Raw genomic sequence first — 25,696 nt, 5'->3', positions numbered from 1 at the left:
TGTCCGAAGTCGGTTTCGGATGTCGAACTGCTCACAGCGGTTTCTCGCCTCAATTCCCTGAAGGTGTCGGGTCGCCACGTCACGACGAAAGTCTCTTGTGAAGATCGTCGTGAACCACCTGCCGATGGTACGCGCCCACCACGCTGTGGACGTCGTGAGTCCCACCTCACCGAGGGCGCACGTCGTCGGGTCGCCGCCGGGCGCCGGTGAACTCAGCGGATGAGTTCGTCGGCAGGTTCGATACCGTCGGCGTCCGGGTCGACACCGGCATCCCAGAACGCGCGGTACCTACCGCCCAACGTGAGCAGATCGTCGTGTGTTCCCATCTCCACGATCCGGCCGCCGTCGACCACCGCGATCACATCGGCGCGCGCCGCGGTCGCGAGGCGATGCGCGACGATCACCGACGTCCGGCTGCGGGTCACCGCGTCGCCGGCGGCGAGCACCATCGCCTCGGTCGCCTGGTCGAGGGTGGCCGTCGCCTCGTCGAGCAGGAGTAGGTCGGGTTCGACGAGCTCGGCTCGCGCGAGCGCGATGAGCTGGCGCTGCCCGGACGACAGTCCGGCCCCGCGCTCGCCGATCGGGTGCCGCATGCCGCCCGGCAGACCGGCGATCATCGTCGTGGCACCGACCGCCGCGGCGGCGGCGGCGATCTGTTCGTGGTCGGCGTCGGGCCGCCCGTAGGCGATGTTGTCGGCGACGGTGCCGGTGAACAGGTGCGGTTCCTGCGGCACGATGCCGATGTGGCGGCGATAGCCGCGCAGCGTGAACCGGCGGATGTCGGTGCCGTCCATCCGCACGACCCCGTCGGTGGGGTCGTAGAACCGGGCGAGCAGTTTCACGATCGTGGACTTGCCGGCGCCGGTACGGCCCACCAATGCCAGGGAGGTGCCGGCGGGGATGTGCAGGTCGATGCCGCCGAGCGCGTCGACGCTCGCCCCCGAATACCGGAACGCGACGTCGTCGAGCCGCGCGTCACCGGTGAACCGTGCACCCCCGGGATCGATGGCATCGCTGCGTTCGGCGACGGTCGTCTCGGTACGCAAGAGGTCGGCGATGCGCCGCAGACCGACGACCGCCTGCTGATAACCGTCGAAAACCTGTGAAAGTTGTTGTACAGGACCGAACAACAGCGACAAGTAGAGGATGAAGGCGACCAGGGTGCCCGCCGACAACGCGCCCGTCGTGATCTGGTGCGCGCCGACCGCGATCGTCGCCGCGGTCGCCAGATCGCTGCACAACGTGATGAACGGGAAGTAGACCGAGATCGCCCGCTGCGAGGTCATTCGCGCGCGTACCCAGTCCAACGTCAGCCCGGTGAAGCGGCGGGTGGCCGGGGCGGTGTTGCGGTAGGCCTGGGTGGTCTTGATGCCGGCGATGTTCTCCTGGAAGTCGGCGTTGACCGCACTGACCAGTTCTCGGGAGCGCGTGTAGGCGCGTGAGGCGATCCGACGGAAGACCACGGTCGCCACGATCAGGACCGGCAGTACCGGCAGGATCAGCGCGCCGAGTTCGAGGTCGGTGAACAGCATCGCCACGGTGACCCCGACCAGCGTCAGCACCGCCACGATCGCGGTCGACAGGCCGGTCTGCAAAAACGTCGAGAGGGCGTCGACGTCGGTGGTCATCCGCGTCATGATGCGCCCGGACAACTCGCGCTCGTAGTAGTCGAGGCCGAGTCGCTGCAGGTGCGCGTAGCTGCGCACACGCAAGCCGAACAGCACTCGTTCACCCGCGCGGGTCGAGTACAGCGTCATGCCCGCGGCGGCGAACCAGCCGAGCACGACGGTGCCCACGCCGATCCCGGTCGCGATGAGCAGGGTGCGTTCGTCGGTGTGGGTGGCAGCGTCGATGACGGTGCGTGCCAACGACGGGAAGACCAGCCCGGTGAGGGTGTCCACGCCGATCGCCACGATGGCCAGGGCCAGCAGCCAGCGCACCGGCGCCAGGATCTGCCACAGCGAGAAATGCGGATTCTCCACCCGCATCGCGTCGACGTCGACCCGCGGATCCTCGTCGGCGGGTCGCAATCGTGCGACGGAGGCGAGCAGGGCCGGGGTGGCGGGCATGGCACCCAATGCGCCGGCGATCCCCGCGCCCCGACCGCCGCGGCCCCCGGTTCCACCGGCCGGCGCGGCGCTCCCGGCGCGGGTGGTCGAATCCTCTTCCGGCGCAGGCGCATCGGCGGGCCACAGGTCCTCGGTGTGTTGCGGCGGCGCCGGGGTGAACGTTGCGGCGGCGTCGTCGGCGATCGACTGGATCGGCGACATCAGCGCACGGAAACGCGGGCTGCGCTCTTCGAGCTCGGCGACGGTGCCCACGTCGACGATACGGCCCTCGTCGAGGACGGCGACACGATCGGCGAGCATGAGGGTCGACCGCCGGTGCGCGAGCACCAGCATGGTGGGCCGGTCGGTGGAGCGGTCACGCAGACGGTGCAGGATGCGTGACTCGGTGGAGGCGTCGACCGCCGAGGTCGCATCGTCGAGGACGAGCAAGCGGGGGTCGGCGTAGAGCGCACGTGCCAGGGCCACCCGCTGGCGTTGCCCGCCGGACAGGGTGAGGCCGCGCTCGCCGACGACGGTGTCGAATCCGTCGGGCAGTGCGGTGATGAAGTCGAGGGCGTCGGCGTCCCGGGCGGCGGCGAGCAGGCGCGGCGCCACCGGCCCGGAGCCGGGGGTGGGGGACTGCTCGGGACGATCGCCGAGGGTGATGTTGGTGGCAATGGTGTCCGAGTACAGGAACGGCTCGTCGAAGACGACGCCCACCGCCGAGTGCAGGGCATCCGCAGAGAGTTCGGAGAGCGGATGACGCGTCGAGGAATCCGGTCCGGACAGCAGCGCGATGGTCCCGCGGTCGGGGCGTCGGTGGCGGCTGACGAGATCGGCGAGGGTCGACTTGCCCGATCCGGGCGGACCGACGACGGCGACGCATTCGCCCGGCGCGATCTGCAGATCGATACCGTCGAGGACGGTGCGGTCGTCGTGGCCGAACACCACACCGGACAACTCCAGTCCCAGCGGGCCGTCGGGCAGACCGGCGGTGTTCGCGTCGTCGGGGTCGGTGGGTGCGTCGACGACGTCGTAGACCCGCTCCACCGCGGCGCGGGCGAGTTGACCGCTGACCACCACGTTGGTCAGCAGTCGCGCGAGGGTGGTCATGGTCGTGACGTAGGTCGCGAACGCGAGGAAGGTGCCCGCGGTGATCGACCCGTTGAGGGTGAGGTAGCCACCGACACCGATGACCGCGACCAGGCCGAGTTGCGGGATCGCCGACATGGTCGGGGTGAAGTATGAGTTGATCTTGCCCGCACGCAGCCGCTTGGCGAAGAGATCGCGTCCGAGTCCGACGAGTTCATCGACGGCGCGCGTCTCCTGCCCGAACCCCTTGACGACGCGGACGCCGGTGACCGTCTCCTCGACGTGTTGTGCCACATCGGCGGCGGCCTGCTGCGCCGACCAGGTGGCCGCGAACAATCGGCGGCGGGTGGTGAGCACGACCACGGCCACCATCGGCAGGATCGCCAGCGAGATCACGGTGAGCAGTGGCGAGAGATAGAGCATGATGCCCAGCGCGATCACCACCTGGACCGCGGCGCCAGCGGAGAGCGGCACCATCGCCAGCAGTCCCTGCACGATCTGCAGATCCGAGATCGACCGCGAAACGACCTGGCCGGTACGGATGTCGGTCTGGGTGGCGCCGTCGAGATGAAGTAAGGTACGTAAGAGCTTGAGCCGCAACGCATTCTGCACCGATATCGACAGCTGACCCGCGGTCAGCCGGCGACCGAACTGGCAGAAATACCGCACGATCGCGAGGCCGATCATCGCGACCACGATCGTCGGGATGGTCCACGAACCGGGGATGCCGGTGGCGCGGTCGAGGGCCGCGCGCGCGAGCAATGGCGCGACCAGGTCGACGCCGACCGCCACCAGGGTGACCGTCAACGTCACCATCACGAGCCGGCGGTACTGCAGGCATTCGGCGGTCAGACGGCGCACCCAGCCGCGTCCACCGTCGTCGGGTGAGCCGGCTTCCGGAACGACCGGCCCGGTGGCGGGTGGATCGACCTGGGTCCAGCGGGTCGAGGCGGTCACGGGTTGCCGCGGGGCAACCAGGGGTCGGAGACAACGGTGCCGTCGAGCGTCCAGTGCTGTGGTGGGGGACCGAAGGCCTCGCGCGCATTGGCGATCACCCGCCTGCCCAGCACCCGGTTACCCGCTCCGCCGATGACCGCCCCGATACCCGCGGGGAGGAGGCGGCCGATCACCAACGGAGCGCGTTTGAGCGCGTACTTCTTGGCGATCCGGTTCATCAGGTTCTTGTTGAGTTTCGCGAAGGCGCCACTCGGGGCCGAGGCGCGCCCGAGTCGGCGTAGGGCGCCACCCTGCGTTCCGACGACACGGCCGAGGATGCTCAGGCCCTCCTCGCCGAGGGCGACGGTCAGGACCAGCGTCTTACGACGTTCGCTCTCATGCACCCCGATGCCGTGCACCTCGGCGATCGCGAGTGCCAGCAGCGCCGACGCCTCGAGGAACAGCGCTGTCTCGCCGGTCATCGCGCCCAGTGCGGTGAACGTGCCGACGCCGGGGACCGCGGCGGTCGCGCCGACCGCCGACCCGGACCCGGTGACCGCGGTGAGATAGCGCTTCTCCAGGCGGGTGATGATCTGGGCGGGGGAGTCGTCGGGATGCTTCTCCCGAAGCGCCCGAACATATTTGGCGACAGCGGGTGCCTGCAGCCGCTGCGCCTTGTCGAGCATGTTGCCGGTGAACTCCACCGACCGCCCGGACGCGGGAGTCGTCTTCTCGCTCATGACGTCGGTACCCAGTGCTCGGCGGGGACGACCTCGGCGGGACGCGGGGGTGGTGGCGGGGTGCCGTCGCCGAACGGGGCGCCGCCGAGCTCCTCGCGGTGGTGCGGGGTCAGCCAATTGCGCAGGTCGGGGCCCTGCGGAACGATCCCGGTGGGATTGATGTCGCGGTGGACGATGTAGTAGTGCTGCTTGATCTGGGTGAAATCGGTGGTGTCGCCGAAGCCCGGGGTCTGGAAGAGGTCGCGGGCATAGGCCCACAGCACGGGCATCTCGGCGAGTTTGGTGCGATTGCACTTGAAGTGGCCGTGATAGACGGCGTCGAACCGCGCCAAGGTGGTGAACAGTCGCACGTCGGCTTCGGTGATGGTGTCGCCCACCAGGTATCGCTGTGTCGCGAGTCGTTCGGAGAGCTCGTCGAGCTTGGTGAACAGCCGTGCGTAGGCCTTGTCGTAGGAGTCCTGACTACCGGCGAAACCGCATCGGTAGACGCCGTTGTTGACCTCGGTGTACACCCCTTTGTTGACGGCGTCGATCTCGTCGCGCAGATGCTCGGGGTAGAGCTGCGGTGCGCCGTCGCGGTGGTGATCGGTCCACTCGAGTTCGAAGTCGATGGTGATCTGCGGGAAGTCGTTGGTGACGACCTCGCCGGTCGGGATGTCCACGATCGCGGGCACGGTGATGCCCTTGGGGTAGCCGGGGAAACGCTTGTCGTAGGCGTCCTTGAGGCGGGGGATGCCGAGCACCGGATCGACACCGCCGGGGTCGAGATCGAAGGTCCACGAGTCGGCGTCGTGGGTGGGTCCGCACAGGCCGAGGGAGATGGCGTCCTCGAGTCCGAGGAGCCGGCGCACGATCAGCGTGCGGTTCGCCCACGGGCACGCGCGGGCGGCGACGAGCCGGTAGCGGCCGGCCTCGACGGGATAGCCGTCCCGGCCGTCCCGGGTGATGCGGGTCTCGATGTATTTGGTGTCGCGGACGAACTCCTGGCCGCCGGTGACGTACGAACCCTGCGTGCCGGACGTTGACGAGCCGGATGAGCCCGCTGCTGCGGGGGTGGTGTCGGTGTCCATGACGACCACACTAATCAGCGCTCACGACATTGGCACCGAACACTCCAGGGTGTATATTCCACGTGGAATATTTGGTGTGGGTCGAAAGGTGGGCGTCGTGGGTGCCGGTCGCGGTGGGGGTGAGCATGTGTTGGCTCCGTTGGCGGTGCTGGTGCTCGGGCTGCTCGCCGAACAACCGTTGCACCCGTACGAGATGGTGCAGATCACGCTCGAGCGACGTGAGGATCGGCTGGTGAAGTTTCGGCCGGGCACGCTCTACCACACGGTCGACCGGCTTCTCGGGAACGGACTGATCGAGGTCCACGACGTCCGACGCGAGGGCAACCGGCCCGAACGCACCGTCTATGCGATCACCGAGGCCGGACAGGAGGCGCTCGTGGTCAATCTCGAGCGCATCCTCGCCCAGCACTCACCCGAGTATCCCGAGCTCTACCTCGCGCTGTCGGAAGCCCATGCCCTTCCCCGGCCGCGGGTGATCGAGTTGCTCTCGGCCCGCATCGAGGCGATGCGCGCCGATCTCGCGCAGTTCGTCGACGCCGCCGAGTGGGCGTCGGGCAAGGGCATCCCGGAGATGTTCTTCCTCGACGCCGGCTGTCGGATCGTCACCCTGCGGACCCAGATCGAGTGGCTCGCCGGTCTTCTCGGCCGTCTGGAGTCCGGAGAGATCGAATGGCTCGACGACCCGGATTCGCCCTATGCCGCCATGCAGCACATGTTCTCCTCCCCAGAGTCTCCACAGAAAGTGACCCCGCAATGAGTACGTCCACCTCCCCGGCGGCGGTGACCAACCGCCCCTGGCTGTCCCTGATGGCGCTGTGCGTCGGGTTCTTCATGATCCTCGTCGACATGACGATCGTCGCCGTCGCCCAACCCGAGATCCAGGTCGCCCTGCGCACCGACGTCAACGGCATCGTGTGGGTCACCAGCGCCTACCTGCTCACCTACGCCGTACCGCTGCTGATCACCGGACGGCTCGGTGACAAATACGGCCCCAAACTCGTCTACCAGGTCGGGCTGGTCGTCTTCACCGCCGCGAGTGTGTGGTGCGGTTTCGCCGGTTCGATCGGTGAACTGATCGCCGCACGCGCCCTCCAGGGCATAGGTGCCGCGCTGATCACCCCGCAGACCATGGCGCTCATCACCCGGATCTTCCCGCCCGAGAAGCGCGGCGCGGCCATGGGCGTGTGGGGCACCGTCGCCGGTGTCGCCACCCTGGTCGGCCCGCTGCTCGGTGGGATCCTCACCGACCAATTCGGTTGGGAGTGGATCTTCTTCGTGAACCTGCCGGTCGGCATCGTCGGGCTGATCCTCGCCGCCACCCTGGTGCCCTCGGTCGACACCCACGACCATTCCTTCGACTGGATCGGCGTGGTGCTGTCGGCGGTCGGTCTGTCGGCGCTCGTCTTCGGCATCCAGGATGGCGAGAAGTACGACTGGGCGGCCTGGATCTGGGTGCTGATCATCGGCGGCATCGCGGTGATGGCCGTCTTCATCTACTGGCAGTCGCGCATCCGCACCGAACCACTCGTGCCGCTCTCGCTGTTCAAGGACCGCAACTTCACCCTCTCCAACATCGGTATCGCGTCGATGGGTTTCGCGATCTCCGGCCTGATGATCCCCGTGATGTTCTTCCTGCAGCTCGTCGGCGGGATGTCGCCGACCCGCTCGGCGGTGATGATGGTGCCGATGGCGGTGCTCACCGGCATCCTCGCGCCGATCGTCGGTCGGGTCCTCGACAAGGTCCATCCCAGCGCGATCATCGCCACCGCGTTGCTGCTGCAGGCGATCGCCGTCGGCTGGGTCGGCGTGATCGCCCGCCCGTCGACACCGGTGTGGCAGTTGATCATTCCGATGTGTCTGATGGGCATCGCCTCGGCGGGCATCTGGGCGCCGCTGGCGGCGACGGCGACACGCAACCTGCCATGGCAACAGGCCGGCGCGGGAGCGGGGGTCTACAACACCACCCGGATGATCGGTTCGGTGATCGGCTCGGCGGCCGTCGGCGCCATCATGCAGACCCGACTGGCCGCCGAACTGCCCGGGGTGAACACCACCGAGCAGAGCAGTGCGGTCAGTCAGCTGCCCGCGTTCGTGCGTGAGCCGTTCGCCACCGCCATGGGCCAGTCGCTGTACCTGCCGGCCGGGGTGCTGCTGATCGGTGTTCTCGCCACGTTGTTCCTGACGCGGCCCAAGCACCAGGCGTCGCCGTTCACCGCGGCGGCCGCGGTCTCCAAGGGCGAGGTCGAGGGAGCCGGCGCGGCGTAGCCCGGTTCGCCGAGTCCGTCCCAGGTCGGGGGAGGTGCTGCGGGATGTCCCCGCGGCGCCTCCCCCGATCTGTCGGTGGCCGATCGTACGGTGTTGGACATGCGGATTCTGCACACCTCGGACTGGCACCTCGGCCGGACGTTCCACGGTGTCGAGCTCCTCTCCGATCAACGTCGGATGCTCGCCGACATTGCTGCGATCGTCGCCGCCGAGTCGGTCGACGTCGTCGTGGTGGCGGGCGATGTGTACGACCGTTCGGTTCCCTCGGCGGATGCGGTGTCCGTCTACGACGCCGGCCTGGGTGACATCGCCGCCGCCGGGGCGCAGATCGTCGTCACCTCCGGCAACCACGATTCACCGACCCGACTCGGTGCCGCATCGGCATTCGCGGCCGCGGGCGGACTGCACCTGCGCACGAGTGTGGCTGCCATCGACACACCGGTCCTGCTCGACGACGAGTTCGGCCCGGTGGCGTTCTACGGGATTCCCTACCTCGAACCCGACGCCGTCCGAAAGGCTTTCGACATCGATGCCCCGTGCGGTCATCAGGGCGTCCTGGGCGCGGCAATGGACCGGGTGCGCGCCGACGCCACCGCACGCGGCGCGCGTACCGTCGTCGCCGCCCACGCGTTCGTCAGCGGGGCCGTCAGTACCGGATCGGAGCGGTCCATCAGCGTCGGTGGGGTGGAAACGGTTGCCGCCGATACGTTCTCAGGGATCGATTACGTTGCGCTCGGTCACCTGCACTCACCGCAGGAGATCACCCCGGCGGTGCGCTACAGCGGCTCGCCGATGCCGTACTCCTTTGGTGAGAACAGTCATCGCAAGGGCGTGTGGCTCGTCGATCTCGATGCCGACGGCGTGACCGACGTTCGCCTGCACGAGCTGCCCGCCCTGCGTGGGTTGTCCTCCCTGCGAGGCACTCTCGATGAGCTCCTCGGTGACGAGAAGTACGCCGACGCGCATGAGCACTACATCGAGGCGACGCTCACCGACACCATCCGGCCGCTCGACGCGATGCGCCGACTGCGCGAGCGATTCCCCTACGCGGTGCACGTGCACTGGGAGCGACCGGAGGCCCTCGGTCGTCTCGATTACCGGTCGCGCATACGCGGACGCACCGACGCAGAGATCATCGCTGCCTTCGTCGGTGACGTCCGTGACGAGCCGTCCGCGGCCGAGCGGGACCTGATCGAGCGTGCGCTGCGTGAGGTCGTCGGCGAACCGGAAGTGGTCGAGGCCGGTGCTGCCGAGGTCGGTGCTGCTGACATCGAGGCCATCGAGGCCGATCAAGGGCAGTGGGCGCTGTTCGCCCTCGACACCGAACCGAAGTCGGCGTGAGGCGCCGCCGATGAGACTGCATCGTTTACGGATGACGGCGTTCGGGCCGTTCGCCGCGGACACCGAGATCGATTTCGACGCCCTCGGTGCCGACGGCCTGTTCCTGCTGCACGGGCAGACCGGAGCCGGAAAGACCTCGGTGCTCGACGCCGTGGCCTTCGCGCTGTTCGGCAGGGTGCCCGGCTCGCGGCAGGAGGGACGCCGACTGCACTCCGATCATGCTGATGCACAGCAGGTTCCGGAAGTGGAGCTCGAGGCCACCATCGGTGGCCGACGGATGCGCATCGTGCGCGCACCGGAATACCATCGACCCAAGAAGCGCGGAACCGGCACCACCAAGGTCCAGGCAAAGGCCACGATGACCTGGCTCGACGACTCGGGCCCGGCACTGACCCGGCTACCGGAGATCGGTGAGTCGATCACGCGACTGCTCGGGATGAGTGCCGATCAGTTCTTCCAGGTCGTGCTCCTCCCGCAGGGCGACTTCGCGCGATTCCTGCGCGCGAGCTCCGAGGATCGAGAAGCGTTGCTGGAGCGGCTGTTCGACACCGAGCGGTTCGGTGGGGTCGAGGAGTGGCTCAAGGACCGTGCCCGGCAGGCCGAAGCAGCTCTCGGTGAGAAGGCGGCGGCGGTCGAACGCATCGCCGGTCAGATGGCAGCAGTGCTCGACTGCGAACCACCGGCGGAGGCGGAGATCGACTGGGCGCAAGGGTGTCTGGCCAACGCCCGGGAGGCCGTCGAGTCCGCCCACCGGCGACTCGCCGCGGCGCAGGCCGAGCTCGACGGTGCGCAGACAACACTCGCGAACGGAAATCGGCTGGCGGAGTTACGGCGTCGAGGCCTCGAGGCGCAGGCGCGATTGACTCAGCTCGATGCCGGAGCTGCCGATCTCGAGCAGGCACGCGTCGCGGCGCGGGCAGCTCGCGCCGCGGCACCGATCATTCCGCTCGCCGACGACCACGACGCCGCAGCGTCGGCTGCGGCCGCCGCGAGCCGCGCATACGACTCTGCCGCAGCGGGATTCGCCGACCTACCCGAGGGAGCCGCGCTCGCGGGCTCCGACGCTGATCTCGATGCGGCGATCGAACGGTGGACCGGGGAGTCGGCGCGGTGGGAGCCGCTCGCGCGACGCGTCGAACAGCGTCCCACGCTGCTGACCGACCTTCGTCGGCTCGACGCCGAAGTGGCTGCCGCACAAGCCCGTACCGCCGAGCTGACCGGCATGCTGGAGGCCGCGCCGGACCGCCGTCAGGTTGCGGTGACCGCGTTGGGGGCCGCATCCGAGGCGAGATCCGACGTGCAACGGCTCGCCGCCGACCGCGAACGATGCGAGGAGCTGGTCGCAGCGTTCGTCGCGCGGCAAGCGCTGGACGCCGAGCTCACGCAGGCTCGGACGGAGGTGCTCGCCGCACGTGAATCACACACCGCCGCGCGCGAACACCACCTCGATCTGCGGGAGCGTCGGATCGCCGGCATGGCCGCCGAGCTCGCCTCGACGCTCACCCCGGGAGAGCCGTGCATGGTGTGCGGATCAACCGAGCACCCGGCGCCCGCCGACGCCGGCGAGCAGACCGACGTCGCGAAGACCGCGGAGGCCGCGGCGGCGGCCGCCGAAGATCGTGCGGCCGAGCGCCGGAGGCGAGCCGAGACGGCGCTGGCCACGCTCGAGGCGCGCCGTGTGCACCTCGAGGAGGAGATCGGTGAGGAGTCCGCGGATGTGGTGCGATCGCGTCGACAGGCACTCGACCGTGAGCTCGCCGACGCCCGGACCCGGGTGGCGTCGATCCCGACCCTCGAACGCGCCGTCAACGCCATCGATGCCGAGATCGAGACCTGGCGCACCGAACTCGGCCGTCTCGCGGCGTCGACGTCCGCGCGCGCGGAACGCCGCTCGACGCTGCGTCGCGAGATCGACGATCTCGATGACGAGGTCGCACAGGCCACCGGCGGGCGGATCGGTGTCGATGAGCGACGTGCCGAGCTGGCCGAGCTGTGTCGTCGGGCTCGGGCCCTGCGCGATGCGCGAGCCGACCTGCACCGCGCGGTCCGACACCGTGACGACCTCGCCGGTCGACTCGAATTGCGGTTGTCCGAAGCCGGATTCAGTGATGTGGGGGCGCTGCGCGACGCGGCGGCGACGCCCGCGCAGCTCGATGCCTGGGAGACGATGATCTCTCGGGCGGCGGAGCTGCGCGCCGGCGCCCAGGAAACGATGGCAGACGCCGATGTCGCTGCGGCGCTGTCGACCGAGCCGGTCGACACCGGCGTTTTGTCGGAGGCGCTGGCGCAGGCCCAACGGCGGCAGGAGGCGGCGGCGCGTGAGCACGCCCTGGCCGCCCGAACGGTGACGCGACTCGAGGAGCTCGTCGCCGAGTTCTGGTCGGCGCTCGACGTGCTGGCACCGGCCCGGGAGCGGCACGCTCGCGTGCAGGGTCTGGCCGATCTGGTCGCCGGGCGCGGCCAGAACGCGCGCAAGATGTCGCTGCACTCCTATGTGCTGGCCTCGCGTCTCGAGGAGGTCTTGGTGGCGGCGTCGGTTCGGCTGCATCAGATGTCCTCGGGCCGTTACGAATTCGTCCACTCCGATGCGGCCGGTCCGCGCGGTCGCCGCGGTGGTCTGGGCATCGAGGTGCACGACGAGTACACCGGCGCCGTTCGTGCGGCCACCACGCTGTCCGGTGGAGAGACCTTCTTCGCCTCGCTGGCCCTGGCCCTCGGACTGGCCGATGTCGTGTCCGCGGAATCCGGTGGCCGCGTCCTCGACACCATCTTCATCGACGAGGGCTTCGGTTCCCTGGACCCCGAGGCGCTCGACCTCGTCATGGGCGTCCTCGACGAGTTGCGTTCGGGCGGACGGGTGGTCGGCGTCGTCAGCCACGTCGACGAGATGCGCGCGAGGATTCCGGCGCAACTGCACGTGGTGCGGGGGACCAACGGGTCCTCGGTGCGCATGGACGGCGTGGTGGGCGTGTCGTGACCTGCCGGATTGGGTTGCCGGACCGGAGTGCGCTACTCTGAGTGCCGCCCGTTGAGCCCCCGTAGCTCAGGGGATAGAGCGTCTGCCTCCGGAGCAGAAGGCCGCAGGTTCGAATCCTGCCGGGGGCACCGTGACATCCCTTCCGGCCTCCGGCCGGTGTGCGCCTGCTGTGTTTGAAAGAGATCCACGGAGGCGCACCGTGACTTCCCCAGCCGCTACACCCCCTCTGTTCGTGCGAGACGGCGCGACATCCTGCACGCGCAACGTCTACCGTGCCACCGCACCCACCTGTAACGTCGGCAGCGCACCCTGGACAACAGCGTGCAGTCGTGACGTCCGACCCCCGGGAGATCGGTATCAGTATGAGCGAGCACAGAATCCGCCTCGACGTCGACGCTGACGGCGTCGCCACGGTGACGCTGGATCGCGCCGAGAAGCACAACGCTCTCGATGCTGCGATGTTCGAGGCGCTCGTGGACGTCACCGAGAAGCTGGCCGCCGATCGCACCGTGCGCGCCGTCGTACTCCACGGCGACGGCAAGAGTTTCTGTTCGGGCCTCGACATCACGAGCCTGGGCGACAGCGAGGGCAGCGGTCCGATGGATCTCATGGCACGCGAGGACGGCCGCGCCGCCAATCTGGCCCAGCGCGTGTCCTACGACTGGTCGCGCATCGCCGCGCCGGTGATCGCCGCTGTGCACGGCAACTGCTTCGGCGGCGGCATGCAGATCGCGCTCGGTGCCGACATTCGGTATGCGGCACCGGATGCCCGACTGTCGATCATGGAGGTCAAGTGGGGTCTGGTGCCCGACATGGGTATCACCCAGACCCTGCCGCGGCTCGTCGGCATCGACGTCGCCAAGGAGTTGACGTTCACCGGACGCATCCTGAGCGGAACCGAAGCCGATGCGCTCGGCCTCGTCACCCGTGTCGCCGACGACCCGCTCGCCGAGGCATTGGCGCTGGCTCACGAGATCGCCGGCAAATCCCCGCATGCGGTTCAGGCCGCCAAGCGTCTCTACGACGACACTTGGACGAGCTCCGACCCGGCGTCGGCGCTGCTGCTGGAGAGCGAACTGCAGGTCGGTCTGATGGGTTCGCCGAATCAGTTGGAGGCGGTCGCGGCGGGGATGAGCCGCCGCACTCCCGTGTTCGCCGATCCGGAGGATCAACAATGAACGGGCGCAACACAATTCCCCTAGAAGGCGGTCACGAATGACGATCCGGATGAACAACGTCGGCATCGTCGTCGAGGATCTCTCGGCGGTGATCGACTTCTTCGTCGAACTCGGGCTCGAGCTCGAGGGTCGCGCGATGGCCGAGGGGGAGTGGGCCGGTCGGGTGACCGGGCTGGCCGATCAGCGCGTCGAGGTCGCGATGATGCGCACGCCCGACGGACACGGTCGGCTCGAACTCTCACGGTTCCTCGCACCCGAGGTGATCGACGACCATCGCAACGCGCCGGTGAACGCGCTCGGATATCTGCGAGTCATGTTCGAGGTCGACGACCTCGACGACACCCTCGCCCGAGCCGTCGCCAAAGGCGCGCGTCTCGTCGGCCCCGAAGTGGTGCAGTACGAGAACGTCTATCGCCTCTGTTACATCCGCGGGCCCGAGAACATCCTGGTGGGACTCGCCCAGAACATCGGCTGAGAACTCGCTCGACGAGAGCGCGCTCGCCAGAACCTCAGGCGTCGGGGACAAACCCGCTGTCGGCGCCCTCGGCGAGCCCCACGTAGAGGCGGCGCCACGGGTCGTGGCCCACGAGATGCCACCGATGTCCGGTGCCGACGGTGTCCTCGGCCACCAGCACCATCCCCGGCTCGAGCCGGAACTGCTCCCCGTCGCGGGTCACGAAGTCCAGAACACCCGCGAGGGTGATCACGTACTGCCGTCGCGGCGCGGTGTGCCAATCGAGTGACCCGCCGCTCTCGGTTTCCTGGAACGCCGAGGTCGTCGTGGCCGCCGCGGCCGAGCGCACCGCGTTCTCCACCAGATCGATGTGTCCGTGCCGGACGTGCGAACGTCCGTTCTCGTCGTTGTGCAGGCGGATGGCTCGGATCATGGGGTCACCCTATCGATTCGCCGAGGTCTGCCGGTGCCGAGCCGCTGCGGTTGGGCATTGCGCGGTGCGGGTGATTGCTACGGTCGGTCCATGTGTCGCTGGCTGGCCTACACCGGTTCCCCGATTCATCTCGAGGACCTGCTGACCAGGCCGTCGCACTCGCTGGTCGACCAGAGCTTCGAGGCGCGTCAGCTCTATCTCCCGGGCTCGCCGATGACGACGATGATTCGGCATCACGACTGGCCGACCAACGGCGACGGCTTCGGATTCGGGTGGTACGGCGATCGCGATTTTCCCGGCCAATACCGCGACACCCGGCCCGCCTGGAGCGACCACAACCTGCAGCGACTCGCCGAGCAGATCCGGTCACCGATGTTCCTCGCGCATGTGCGCGCGGCGCTCGGCGGCACCACCGAACGTGTGAACTGCCATCCGTTCGTGCACGGGCGCTGGCTGTTTCAGCACAACGGGGAGATTCCGCGGTTCTCGGATCTCAAGCGGGACCTGACCTTCGACATCGATCCCGAGCTGTACCCGTTCGTGGAGGGCAACGCCGACACCGAGGTGTGCTTCTTCCTCGCCCTGACCTACGGACTGGCGAGCGACCCGAAGGGCGCGTTCGCGCGGATGGTGGCCCGTATCGAGCGGGCGCGCGCCGACCACGGCGTCGTCGAACCCTTTGTCGGTACCTTCTGCGCCGCCGACGGCGACGCGCTCTACGCGCTGAGGTACTCGAGCGACCGGTCCTCGCGCACGCTGTATCACTCGACGGGACACATGCGGTTGTCGGCGGCCGATCCGGGAGCGCATATCGAGCTGCCCGCCGACGGCCGGATTCTGGTGTCCGAGCCGCTCGAACTGGAGTACCGGGACACGCATTGGACGGCGGTGCCGGAATGGTCGTTCGTCACCCTGCGGGCCGGGACCGAACCCGTCGTCGAGGAGTTCGACCCGACGCCGGCCGCCTGACGTGTCCCGCGGAGCGGCCGGGCAGCGCGGGCCCGGTCGAGCCGATTGTTCCCGGCCTGCGGCGGGACCATAGGATGGTGTGTTGTGACTCCCGCCGATCTCGCCGCGCTGCTGAGCTCTGTCACCCGCACCGTCGTGGCAGACCATGACCTCGATACGTCATTGGTCCCCGACGCCGTGGTCATCGAGCGACCGCGCCATGCCGACCACGGTGATTACGCCACCAACGTCGCACTACAACTGGGCAAGAAGCTCGGGGTGAATCCGCGTGAGCTCGCCGGATGGCTGGCCGACGCCTTCGCTGCCGCCGCTGGGATCGCCAAGGCCGAGGTCGCGGGCCCCGGATTCGTCAACATCTGGTTGGCGGCGGCCGCGCAGAACACCGTCGTCGCGACGGTCCTCGACCGGGGCACGCAGTACGGTCGCGGCGACGAATTCGCCGACAAGGTGATCAACCTCGAATTCGTCTCGGCCAACCCGACCGGGCCGATCCATCTCGGTGGCACCCGGTGGGCCGCGGTCGGCGATGCACTCGGACGTGTGCTCGCCGCACGAGGAGCGGCGGTGACGCGCGAGTACTACTTCAACGACCACGGCGCCCAGATCGACCGATTCGCGCGGTCGCTGGAGGCCGCGGCACTCGGCGAGCCGACGCCCGAGGACGGGTACGCGGGCGAGTACATCGTCGACATCGCGCGTCAGGTCACCGAGCATGTTCCCGATGTCCTCGACCAGCCGGAGGCGCAGCGGGTCGAGACCTTCCGTGCCGTGGGCGTCGATTTGATGTTCGACCACATCAAGAAGAGCCTGCACGAGTTCGGCACCGACTTCGACGTCTTCACCCACGAGAACAAGATGTTCGAGACCGGGCTCGTCGACGAGTGCATCGCCGAGCTCAAGGCCAACGGCAACCTGTACGAGTCCGACGGCGCCTGGTGGCTGCGCACCGAACAGTACGGCGACGACAAGGATCGCGTCGTCATCAAGAGTGACGGCGAGGCCGCCTACATCGCCGGCGACATCGCCTACTACCGCGACAAACGCAACCGGGGCTTCAACCTGTGCATCTACATGCTCGGCGCCGACCACCACGGATACATCAAGCGGCTCAAGGCGGCCGCGGCCTCCCTCGGTGACGACCCGGAGACCGTCGAGGTGCTGATCGGGCAGATGGTGAACCTCGTGCGCGACGGCAAGCCGGTGCGGATGAGCAAGCGTGCCGGCACGGTCATCACCCTCGACGACCTCGTCGACGCGGTCGGTGTGGACGCCGCTCGGTACGCGCTGATCCGCTCGTCGATCGACGTCAACATCGACATCGACCTCGATCTGCTCGCCAAGCAGTCCAACGACAACCCGGTGTACTACGTGCAGTACGCGCATGCCCGCCTCGCCGCACTCGGACGCAACGCCGACGACCTCGGGCTCTCGGCGAGCACCGAGCACCTCGACCTGCTCGACACCGCCGAAGAGGGCGACCTCATCAAGACCCTCGGTGATTTCGACGAGGTGGTCGCGACCGCCGCGACTCTGCGTGAGCCGCACCGTATCTGCCGCTACCTCGAGAGCCTCGCCGGGACCTATCACCGCTTCTACGCGCACTGCCGCGTGTTGCCGCAGGGCGACGAAGAGGCCGGCGACATCCACCGCGCCCGGCTGGCCCTGTGTGCGGCGAGCCGTCAGGTCCTGGCCAACGGATTGGCCCTGGTCGGCGTCGGCGCACCGGAGCGGATGTGAACGCCCACCCCGCCGGGCCTCGGCACGCCGACCTCGTGGCTGCCCCGCATCTGGCGCAGAAACCCAACGATCCCGCGGTGCTCGCCGAGATCCCGGCCCAGGTGTGGCCGCGCAACGCCGTTCGCGACTCCTCGGGTGAACTGCAGATCGCCGGGGTCGGGGTGAGCGAACTCGCCGAGACCTTCGACACGCCGTTGTTCGTCATCGACGAGTCCGATTTCCGGTCGCGCTGCGCGGACATGATCGACGCCTTCGGGCCCTACGGTCGCGTGCACTACGCGTCAAAAGCCTTCCTGTGCACCGAGATCGCGAAGTGGGTCGATCAGGAGGGCTTGTCGATCGACGTGTGCTCCGGTGGTGAGCTGGCGATCGCGTTGCACGCCGGGTTCCCGCCCGAGCGAATCGCCTTCCACGGCAACAACAAAAGTGTTGCCGAGCTCGCCGCGGCACTCGATGCGGGAGTCGGGCACATCGTCTGCGACTCGATGACCGAGATCGAGCGACTCGACGCACTCGCCGGCGAACGGGGACTCGTCGCCGACGTGCTGATCCGGGTCACCGTCGGCGTCGAGGCCCACACCCACGAATTCATCGCGACCGCGCACGAGGACCAGAAGTTCGGTTTCGCGTTGACCGGCGGGGTCGCCATGGAAGCGGTCCGCCGTGTCTTCGCGACCGACAACCTGCGGCTGGTCGGCCTCCACAGTCACATCGGGTCGCAGATCTTCGACATGGACGGCTTCGAGCTCGCCGCACACCGTGTCCTCGGCCTGCTGCACGACGTGGTCGCCGAGTTCGGCGTGGACAAGACCTCGCAGATGTCGATCGTGGATCTCGGTGGGGGACTGGGTATCTCCTATGTTCCGGAGGATCGGCCGTTGCCGGTCGTCGCGGTGGCACAAACTCTGGCCGAGATCGTCAAGCGCGAATCGGCGGCGGTCGGGCTGCCGATGCCGACGCTCGCGGTCGAGCCCGGCCGCGCGATCGCCGGCCCCGGCACCATCACCCTCTACCGCGTCGGCACCATCAAGGACGTCGAACTCGGTGGGGGAGCGATTCGACGGTACGTGTCGGTCGACGGCGGCATGAGCGACAACATCCGCACGGTGCTCTATCAGGCCGAGTACGACGTGCGGTTGGTCTCGCGGGTGTCCGACGCCCCCGCGGTGGTCAGTCGCGTCGTCGGAAAGCATTGTGAGAGCGGCGATATCGTCATCAAGGACTGCTGGCTGCCGGAGGATCTGGCGCCCGGTGACCTGATCGCGGTGGCTGCGACCGGGGCTTACTGTTATTCGATGTCCTCGCGGTACAACATGGTCACCCGCCCGGCCGTCGTCGGTGTTGCCGACGGGACGGCCCGGGTGATCCTGCGGCGAGAGACGATCGACGATTTCCTGAGGCTGGAGGTGACCTAGGTGAGCCAGACACAAGACCCCACCGGAGCGGGTACACAGACACGATCCATCGGAGTCGCGGTGCTCGGTATGGGCAACGTCGGCACCGAGGTCGTGCGCATTCTCGAGGAGAGTGCCGACGATCTGCGCGCCCGGGTGGGCGCGCGACTCGAGGTGCGTGGCGTGGCGGTGCGCGATCTCGCCAAACCCCGCAAGATCGACTCCGAGCTGCTCACCGACGACCCGGGGTCGTTGGTCGCCCGTGACGACGTCGACGTCGTGGTCGAGCTGATGGGCGGAATCGACCCGGCCCGCAGCCTGATCCGTCATGCGCTCGAGAGCGGCAAGTCGGTCGTCACGGCCAACAAGGCACTGCTGGCCGAATACACCGGCGAACTCGCGACCGCGGCCGCGACCGCCCGCGCCGACCTGTACTTCGAGGCGGCGGTGGCCGGTGCCATCCCGGTGATCCGTCCGCTGACGCAGTCGCTGGCCGGCGACACCGTCGAGCGGGTGGCCGGAATCGTCAACGGCACCACCAATTTCATCCTGTCGGCGATGGATGCCGACGGTGACGATTACGACGTGGTGCTCGCCGAGGCCGGTCGGCTCGGTTACGCCGAGGCCGATCCCACGGCCGACGTCGAGGGATACGACGCGGCGGCGAAGGCGGCGATCCTCGCGTCCATCGCCTTCCACACCCGGGTCACCGCCGCGGATGTGTACCGCGAGGGCATCACCGCGGTGACCTCCGCCGATCTGCTCGCCGCCCGCAAGTTCGACTGCACCATCAAGCTGCTCTCGATCTGCGAACGTGTGCGCGATACCGATGGCACGCAACGTGTTTCCGCTCGTGTCTATCCGGCGCTGATCCCGTTGAGCCATCCGCTCGCGACGGTCGGCGGTGCATTCAACGCCGTCGTCGTCGAGGCACAGAACGCTGGGAGATTGATGTTCTACGGACAAGGCGCCGGCGGGGCACCGACCGCCTCGGCGGTCCTCGGCGACCTGGTGATGGCCGCCCGCAACAAGGTGCACGGAGGTCGTGGACCGTTGGAGTCCACCTACGCCAAACTGCCCATCGCGTCGATCGGCGACGTGCCCACCCGCTACTACGTGTCGATGCGGGTCGCCGACCGCCCCGGAGTGCTCGCGCAGATCGCCAGTGAGTTCTCCAAGCGTTCGGTCAGTCTGGCCGCCGTACGGCAGGAAGGCGCGGGAGAGGATGCCCGGCTGATCGTCGTGACCCACCGCGCTCCCGACCGTGCTCAGTCCGAATGCGTTGCGGCACTGGAAGACATGGACGAAGTACTCAAGGTGTCGAGTGTTCTGCGATTGGAAGGTACCGATGACTGACGCCCCGTCGACCCCGCTCGCCCCCGTGCATTCGGGGTGGCCCGGACTCATCGAGGCCTACCGGTCGCGGTTGCCGGTCGCCGACGACTGGAAGGTGATCACCCTGCTCGAGGGCGCGACCCCGCTCGTTGCGGCGCCGTATCTCTCGGAGCTCACCGGCTGCGAGGTGTACCTCAAGGTGGAGGGTCTGAATCCGACCGGGTCGTTCAAGGACCGCGGTATGACCATGGCCGTCTCCAACGCGGTCAACAACGGCAAGACCGCGGTGCTGTGCGCGTCCACCGGCAACACCTCGGCGTCGGCGGCCGCCTACGCCACCCGCGCCGGGATCACCTGTGCGGTGCTGATCCCGCAGGGCAAGATCGCGATGGGCAAGCTCGCGCAGGCGGTCATGCACGGCGCCAAGATCATTCAGGTGCAGGGCAACTTCGACGACTGTCTGGAGCTCGCCCGCAAGGCGACCGCCGAATTCACCGAGATCGAGCTCGTCAACTCGGTCAACCCGGCCCGCATCGAGGGGCAGAAGACCGCGGCCTTCGAGATCGTCGACGTCCTCGGCCGCGCTCCTGATGTCCATGCGTTGCCGGTCGGCAACGCCGGCAACATCACCGCCTACTGGAAGGGCTACTCGGAGTACCACACCGACGGGATCGCCTCGTCGCGTCCGCGCATGCTCGGTGTCCAGGCGGCCGGCGCGGCGCCGCTGGTCAGCGGGGAGCCCGTGGCCGACCCGGAGACCATCGCCACCGCGATCCGGATCGGTAACCCGGCCAGCTGGCATCAGGCCGTGGCCGCCAAGGACGAATCCGGCGGGCAGTTCCGCGCCGCCACCGACGAGAAGTTGCTCGAGGCCTACCGTCTCGTCGCGGGCCGCGAGGGTGTCTTCGTCGAACCCGCGTCGGCGGCCAGTGTCGCGGGCCTGCTCGCCGCGCGTGAGGAGGGCTGGGTGCGTGCCGGGGAAACCGTCGTGTGCACCGTGACCGGCAACGGACTCAAGGATCCCGACACCGCGTTGTCGGGGATGCCCGAGGTGGAAGCGATCGACGTCGACCCGGTGGCGGTGGCCCATGCCCTCGGCGTCGCCTGAATCGCTCATGGTCACCCCGGACACGGTGTATCGGCAACTGCCCGAAGGTATTTCAACTCGGGTTCGGGTTCCGGCGTCGAGTGCGAACCTGGGGCCGGGATTCGACTGCCTCGGTATCGCGCTCGGCATCCACGACGAGGTGACGGTCACGACCACCGACACCGGGCTCACGGTCGAGGTGATCGGTGAGGCGGCCGAGCAGGTTCCTCTCGACGCGAACCATCTCGTCGTGCGCGCCATCCTGAGCGGTCTGGCGCACGCCGGCTTCTCGGTGTCCGGCATGCACCTGCGCTGCGTCAACGTCATCCCGCACTCGCGCGGTCTGGGATCGTCGGCGGCCGCCTCGGTCTCCGGCCTGGCCGCCGCGTCGGGACTACTGGCGGCGTCGGGGGTCGCCGCACCGCTGACCACCGACGAACTCGTGCAACTCTCCAGCGAGTTCGAAGGTCACCCGGACAACGCCGCCGCATCGGTACTCGGCTCGGCCGTGGTGACCTGGACCGAACGCACCGACGACCGCGACCGCTACCAGGCTCGTGGTCTTCGGGTGCACCCCGACATCAGCGCCACCGTGTTCGTGCCGTCCACCGAGTCGTCGACCGCCTTCACGCGCGGACTGCTGCCCGACGAGGTGCCACGCGCCGACGCCGTGCACAACCTGAGCCGTGCGGCCCTGGCGGTGGTTGCGCTGACCAGCGACCCTAGTTGCCTGCTCGCGGCCACCGAGGATCGTCTGCACCAGCCATACCGGGCAGCCGCGATGGGACCGACCGCAGAGCTCGTCGCCGCGCTGCGCAAGCGGGGACATGCGGCCACGGTCTCCGGCGCGGGACCGAGCGTACTGGTCCTCGGCGGTGCACCGCTCCCATCCGACGCCCGTGACCTCGGAATCGAGTACGGATTCGTTCCGCAGACCGTCGAAATCGCGGGCGGAGTCGAGATAGGCTGACGCCCGAGGCCGGCACGGGCAACGACCCATTCGCCGAGGTCGAGCCGGTGGGGGTCGGGATGTGATGACGTCGGGGAGGACGAGCGGGGAATGCACACGCCGAATGCGGCACGGAGTACCTCAGGGACACGGAGTACCGCAGGGACACGGAATACGGCGGGGACACGGCGTGTTGCCCCATCTGGGACGACGCGTTATCATATCCTCGTCTAGCCGCGAAGGCTCGTTCAGCCATGTTCTCGGGTAATCAGCTTGGTGGTCCACTCCGTGGAGGAGCCGCCTCCACAGCGGAACGAACGGTTCACCGATACCGACCCGACAATCACCTCCTCGAGCCGGCACCCAACTGGCGCACCCGAGTACAGGAGTGACACTCGCAGCCGGAGACCACGATCTCTCACCCGTCCACCGAGGGCGGGCATGCCCGACGAACCTCGGCATCTGACAACCGAGGGCGACGGCGGAATGAAGCCCCTTGCGGCACACGGTTTGCAAGGGAATGAAAGGACATCCGTGACCGATACGGACCTGATCACCGCACCCGCTTCCGCAGACACGACCACCGAAGCGGCGGCGCCGAAGACCCGCGCCCGCAGCGCCCGAACCGGACTGTCCGGCATGGTGCTGAGCGAACTCCGTGCGCTCGCCGGGGAACTGGGCATCAAGGGCACCTCAGGCATGCGCAAGGGTGACCTCATCGCTGCGATCAAGGAGCGCCAGTCCGGCGGATCGCCGAAAACCGGCGAGCAGGCCAAGGCCGGTTCCCCCGAACAGATGACGATCACCGCCGACGAGCCCACCGGCCGTCCGGCGCGTGGACGCGCGAGCAAGAACGGCGCCGCCGAGACCGGCGCAGGCGAGACCAGCGCACGCGAGAACGGCACCTCCCGGACGTCTGCCGCGGACTCCGACGCCGCAGCCGGCGCCGAGAAGACCGACGCGGCACCGAAGAAGCGCTCCGAGCGCGAGTCCACCGACACTTCCGGCGAGTCGACGAGCGGTGGCGGCGAGGCCCGCACCGAGCGGCGCGACAATCGCGCCGACGCCGAGGGCGACGACGCGTCGGGCAACCAGCGCAACCGCAATCGCAACCGCAACAACCAGAACCGTGAGGGTGGCCAGAACCGCGAGTCGGGCCAGAATCGCGAGGGCAACCGGAACGGCGGTAACAACCAGGGCGGTAACAACCAGGGCGGTAACAACCAGGGCGGGCAGGGCCAGAACGGCAACCGCGACAACAACCGCGACGACGACGACGACCAGGGCGGCCGACGCCGCGGACGTCGGTTCCGCGAGCGGCGTCGTGGGCGCGACCGCGAGAACACCTCGGGCGAGCCGCAGATCTCCGAGGACGACGTCATCGCTCCCGTCGCGGGCATTCTCGATGTGCTCGACAACTACGCGTTCGTCCGCACCTCGGGGTACCTCGCCGGCCCCAACGACGTATACGTCTCGATGAATCTCGTGCGCAAGAACGGCTTACGCCGCGGTGACGCCATCACCGGTGCGGTGAAGGTGCCCCGCGAGGGTGAGCAGCCCAATCAGCGGCAGAAGTTCAATCCGCTGGTGCGACTCGACACCGTCAACGGTGCCGAGGTCGAGGCCGCCAGAAAGCGCCCGGAGTTCGGCAAGCTGACACCGCTCTATCCGAATCAGCGCCTGCGCCTGGAGACGACCCCTGATCGCCTGTCGACCCGCGTGATCGATCTGATCATGCCGATCGGCAAGGGGCAGCGAGCATTGATCGTGTCGCCGCCGAAGGCCGGTAAGACCACGATCATCCAGGACATCGCGAACGCAATCACCACCAACAACCCGGAATGCCATCTCATGGTGGTGCTCGTCGACGAGCGCCCCGAAGAGGTGACCGATATGCAGCGCTCGGTCAAGGGTGAGGTCATCGCCTCGACGTTCGACCGTCCGCCGTCAGATCACACCTCCGTCGCCGAGCTGGCCATCGAGCGCGCCAAGCGTCTGGTCGAGGGTGGCAAGGATGTCGTGGTGTTGCTCGACTCCATCACCCGTCTCGGTCGCGCCTACAACAACGCCTCGCCGGCGTCGGGTCGCATCCTCTCCGGTGGTGTCGACTCGACCGCGCTGTATCCGCCGAAGCGTTTCCTCGGCGCCGCGCGCAATATCGAGAACGGCGGGTCGCTGACGATCATCGCCTCCGCGCTGGTCGAGACGGGCTCCACCGGCGACACGGTGATCTTCGAGGAATTCAAGGGCACCGGTAACGCCGAACTCAAACTCGACCGCAAGATCGCCGACCGCCGGGTGTTCCCGGCCGTCGACGTCAATCAGTCGAGCACACGTAAGGACGAGCTGTTGATGTCGCCCGAGGAATTCGGGATCGTCTACAAACTCCGTCGTGTGCTGAGCGGCCTCGATTCGCAGCAGGCGATCGACCTGTTGATCAGCCAGCTCAAGAAGACCAAGACCAACGTCGAGTTCCTGATGCAGGTGCAGACCAATGCGCCAGGCGCGATGAAGGACGACTGAGACAGGTCTCGCCACAGGGCATTTGGCCCGCTGGGCCTTGACCACCTCAAGCCGCCCTCGACCATCCAGCGATGGTCGAGGGCGGCTCGATTCGTCCGGTGGCCTGCCTGTTGCGGGCGCGGGCGGCTCAGGCGACCAGGTCGGTCAGTAGATGATCCCAGGCAGCGAAGACCGGTGCGGGAACCGGGCCGGTCTGGGTGAGCACGAGGCTGCAGGCGCCGTGCCGGTCGTACAGCTCGATCGAGCCGGTGCGTCCCCACACTCCGTCCGACCAGGTGATCCAGGACTCGGCGACCAGACCGAAATTGATCATCGCCCGCGCGCGCCCGGAGGCCACGACCATCTGGCCGCGGTGCTCGCGGGCGCCGTCGAGCTGGTCGTGGCGCATCTGGATACACCCGGGTGCACAGGTGGCCGTCGTCATCGCCATGCCCAGGAGTGCAGCGTGTTCGAGCGCGGCGATCACCTGCCGGTCGTCGACCCTGCGGAAACCGGCATCGGAAAGACCCGGGAGTTCGGTGCGTCGCGCGACACCGCCGTCGGCAAGGATGGAATCGAATTGGGTGATCTGGTCGTCGTCGGCGCGGACAGGTGTCGGCGTCGACCAGCTCGCAGGGGCGTCGGGACCGTATGAGTCGAGGCCGGCGGCGTCGGCGAAGCTCGGATCGGCGCGCCCGAGTCCGATCGACTCGAAGGCCAGCCGGTCACTGAGCTCGGTGAGATACGTGGCATGAGCGGTGTTCCCGTCGACGTCGAAGAACCGCAGGGTCGGCGGGACATGCGCGGCGGGTTCGGTGATCAGCGCCGACCCCAGACGAGCGGGGTTGAGCCGCAACGTGATACGCGAGGCATCGCACCGGATCGGTCCACCCGGATGCACCGGCGGCTCGTGGGCGCCGACGTCATTGCACACCACCGGCCCCGCCACGGTGACGCCGACCACCTGGTCGAGATGTGGAAGATGCGCTCCGACGACGGCGGGCTCGACGCCGAGTACAGTGCCGGTGAAACCCGGGGAGGCCATCAGCGTCGCGAGATCGCTGGTACCCGAACTCCCTGGCGCACAACCACATCCCTGGTCGCGCCGACAGCCCCGCGACAGGGACGTGCCGGAGCCGTCGGGGGCGTCTTCATGGCCGGGAGTGGACTCGGGGTTGGTGGGCATGAC

At 68.3% G+C, this 25,696-nt stretch carries 18 protein-coding genes and 1 tRNA gene; 14 read left to right on the top strand and 5 right to left on the bottom strand.

Annotation, left to right across the window (positions count from 1 at the left end):
• Positions 1 to 212 precede the first annotated feature (212 nt).
• The 3 genes from GOPIP_RS05350 to GOPIP_RS05340 are packed head-to-tail and all read right to left on the bottom strand — an operon-like array spanning position 213 to position 5,886.
• Positions 213 to 4,097 carry an ABC transporter ATP-binding protein gene (locus GOPIP_RS05350; protein ID WP_006368553.1) on the bottom strand — a complete coding sequence of 1,295 codons (3,885 nt, stop codon included), beginning with the start codon at positions 4,095 to 4,097 and terminating at the stop codon, positions 213 to 215.
• Positions 4,094 to 4,816, bottom strand: a complete 723-nt coding sequence (locus GOPIP_RS05345; protein WP_006368552.1) for a hypothetical protein — start codon at positions 4,814 to 4,816, stop codon at positions 4,094 to 4,096. Before GOPIP_RS05345 ends, GOPIP_RS05350 begins: the two co-directional genes overlap by 4 nt.
• Positions 4,813 to 5,886, bottom strand: a complete 1,074-nt coding sequence (locus tag GOPIP_RS05340) for a glutathione S-transferase family protein (RefSeq protein ID WP_006368551.1) — start codon at positions 5,884 to 5,886, stop codon at positions 4,813 to 4,815. Before GOPIP_RS05340 ends, GOPIP_RS05345 begins: the two co-directional genes overlap by 4 nt.
• Before the next feature lie 88 nt (positions 5,887 to 5,974).
• Between GOPIP_RS05340 and GOPIP_RS05335 the strand changes: the two genes are divergently transcribed.
• From GOPIP_RS05335 to GOPIP_RS05305, 7 genes are all read left to right on the top strand, one after another.
• Positions 5,975 to 6,643, top strand: coding sequence for a PadR family transcriptional regulator (locus tag GOPIP_RS05335; RefSeq protein ID WP_014359615.1), 669 nt, complete (start codon positions 5,975 to 5,977; stop codon positions 6,641 to 6,643).
• Positions 6,640 to 8,151, top strand: a complete 1,512-nt coding sequence (locus GOPIP_RS05330; RefSeq protein ID WP_006368549.1) for an MFS transporter — start codon at positions 6,640 to 6,642, stop codon at positions 8,149 to 8,151. The genes GOPIP_RS05335 and GOPIP_RS05330 overlap by 4 nt, the downstream gene beginning before the upstream one ends.
• Before the next feature lie 99 nt (positions 8,152 to 8,250).
• A complete protein-coding gene (locus GOPIP_RS05325) occupies positions 8,251 to 9,492 on the top strand; it encodes an exonuclease SbcCD subunit D (RefSeq protein WP_006368548.1) in 1,242 nt (413 codons plus the stop codon).
• Between the two features lie 10 nt (positions 9,493 to 9,502).
• A complete protein-coding gene (locus tag GOPIP_RS05320) occupies positions 9,503 to 12,469 on the top strand; it encodes an AAA family ATPase (RefSeq protein WP_006368547.1) in 2,967 nt (988 codons plus the stop codon).
• 55 nt (positions 12,470 to 12,524) lie between these two features.
• Positions 12,525 to 12,597 (top strand) — tRNA-Arg (locus GOPIP_RS05315).
• A 234-nt stretch (positions 12,598 to 12,831) separates the two neighbouring features.
• On the top strand, positions 12,832 to 13,647 hold the full coding sequence (locus GOPIP_RS05310) for a crotonase/enoyl-CoA hydratase family protein (protein ID WP_006368546.1): 816 nt from the start codon (positions 12,832 to 12,834) through the stop codon (positions 13,645 to 13,647).
• A 37-nt stretch (positions 13,648 to 13,684) separates the two neighbouring features.
• Positions 13,685 to 14,122 carry a VOC family protein gene (locus tag GOPIP_RS05305; protein WP_006368545.1) on the top strand — a complete coding sequence of 146 codons (438 nt, stop codon included), beginning with the start codon at positions 13,685 to 13,687 and terminating at the stop codon, positions 14,120 to 14,122.
• A 34-nt stretch (positions 14,123 to 14,156) separates the two neighbouring features.
• On the opposite strand, the gene GOPIP_RS05300 is transcribed toward GOPIP_RS05305, so the two are convergent.
• Entirely contained in the window at positions 14,157 to 14,534 is a 378-nt protein-coding gene (locus GOPIP_RS05300) for a cupin domain-containing protein (protein ID WP_006368544.1), read from the bottom strand.
• A gap of 90 nt (positions 14,535 to 14,624) precedes the next feature.
• On the opposite strand from GOPIP_RS05300, the gene GOPIP_RS05295 reads away from it, so the two are divergent.
• The 7 genes from GOPIP_RS05295 to rho all read left to right on the top strand — a co-directional run bounded on the left by GOPIP_RS05295 (position 14,625) and on the right by rho (position 24,528).
• Positions 14,625 to 15,503 (top strand): class II glutamine amidotransferase, encoded by an 879-nt coding sequence (locus GOPIP_RS05295; RefSeq protein WP_006368543.1) that lies wholly within the window; start codon positions 14,625 to 14,627, stop codon positions 15,501 to 15,503.
• 84 nt (positions 15,504 to 15,587) lie between these two features.
• Complete coding sequence (gene argS / locus GOPIP_RS05290; protein WP_006368542.1) at positions 15,588 to 17,240, top strand: arginine--tRNA ligase; 1,653 nt, start codon at positions 15,588 to 15,590, stop codon at positions 17,238 to 17,240.
• The gene (gene lysA, locus GOPIP_RS05285; RefSeq protein WP_006368541.1) at positions 17,237 to 18,655 is read left to right on the top strand and encodes a diaminopimelate decarboxylase; all 1,419 of its coding nucleotides are present in this window, start codon (positions 17,237 to 17,239) and stop codon (positions 18,653 to 18,655) included. The genes argS and lysA overlap by 4 nt, the downstream gene beginning before the upstream one ends.
• Complete coding sequence (locus tag GOPIP_RS05280; RefSeq protein ID WP_006368540.1) at positions 18,656 to 19,990, top strand: homoserine dehydrogenase; 1,335 nt, start codon at positions 18,656 to 18,658, stop codon at positions 19,988 to 19,990.
• Positions 19,983 to 21,077 carry a threonine synthase gene (gene thrC, locus GOPIP_RS05275; protein WP_006368539.1) on the top strand — a complete coding sequence of 365 codons (1,095 nt, stop codon included), beginning with the start codon at positions 19,983 to 19,985 and terminating at the stop codon, positions 21,075 to 21,077. The genes GOPIP_RS05280 and thrC overlap by 8 nt, the downstream gene beginning before the upstream one ends.
• The gene (gene thrB, locus GOPIP_RS05270; protein WP_006368538.1) at positions 21,058 to 22,026 is read left to right on the top strand and encodes a homoserine kinase; all 969 of its coding nucleotides are present in this window, start codon (positions 21,058 to 21,060) and stop codon (positions 22,024 to 22,026) included. Before thrC ends, thrB begins: the two co-directional genes overlap by 20 nt.
• Before the next feature lie 513 nt (positions 22,027 to 22,539).
• Complete coding sequence (rho, locus tag GOPIP_RS05265; RefSeq protein ID WP_006368537.1) at positions 22,540 to 24,528, top strand: transcription termination factor Rho; 1,989 nt, start codon at positions 22,540 to 22,542, stop codon at positions 24,526 to 24,528.
• 127 nt (positions 24,529 to 24,655) lie between these two features.
• Here the strand turns inward: rho and GOPIP_RS05260 are convergent, their stop codons facing one another.
• Positions 24,656 to 25,693, bottom strand: coding sequence for a ChuX/HutX family heme-like substrate-binding protein (locus GOPIP_RS05260; RefSeq protein ID WP_006368536.1), 1,038 nt, complete (start codon positions 25,691 to 25,693; stop codon positions 24,656 to 24,658).
• Positions 25,694 to 25,696: the final 3 nt, after the last annotated feature.

It is taken from the genome of Gordonia polyisoprenivorans NBRC 16320 = JCM 10675, assembly GCF_000241325.1.
Taxonomy (GTDB): Bacteria; Actinomycetota; Actinomycetes; order Mycobacteriales; family Mycobacteriaceae; genus Gordonia; species Gordonia polyisoprenivorans.
Note: the sequence above shows the minus strand (reverse complement) of the source record. Positions and strands in the feature narration are given on the sequence as shown.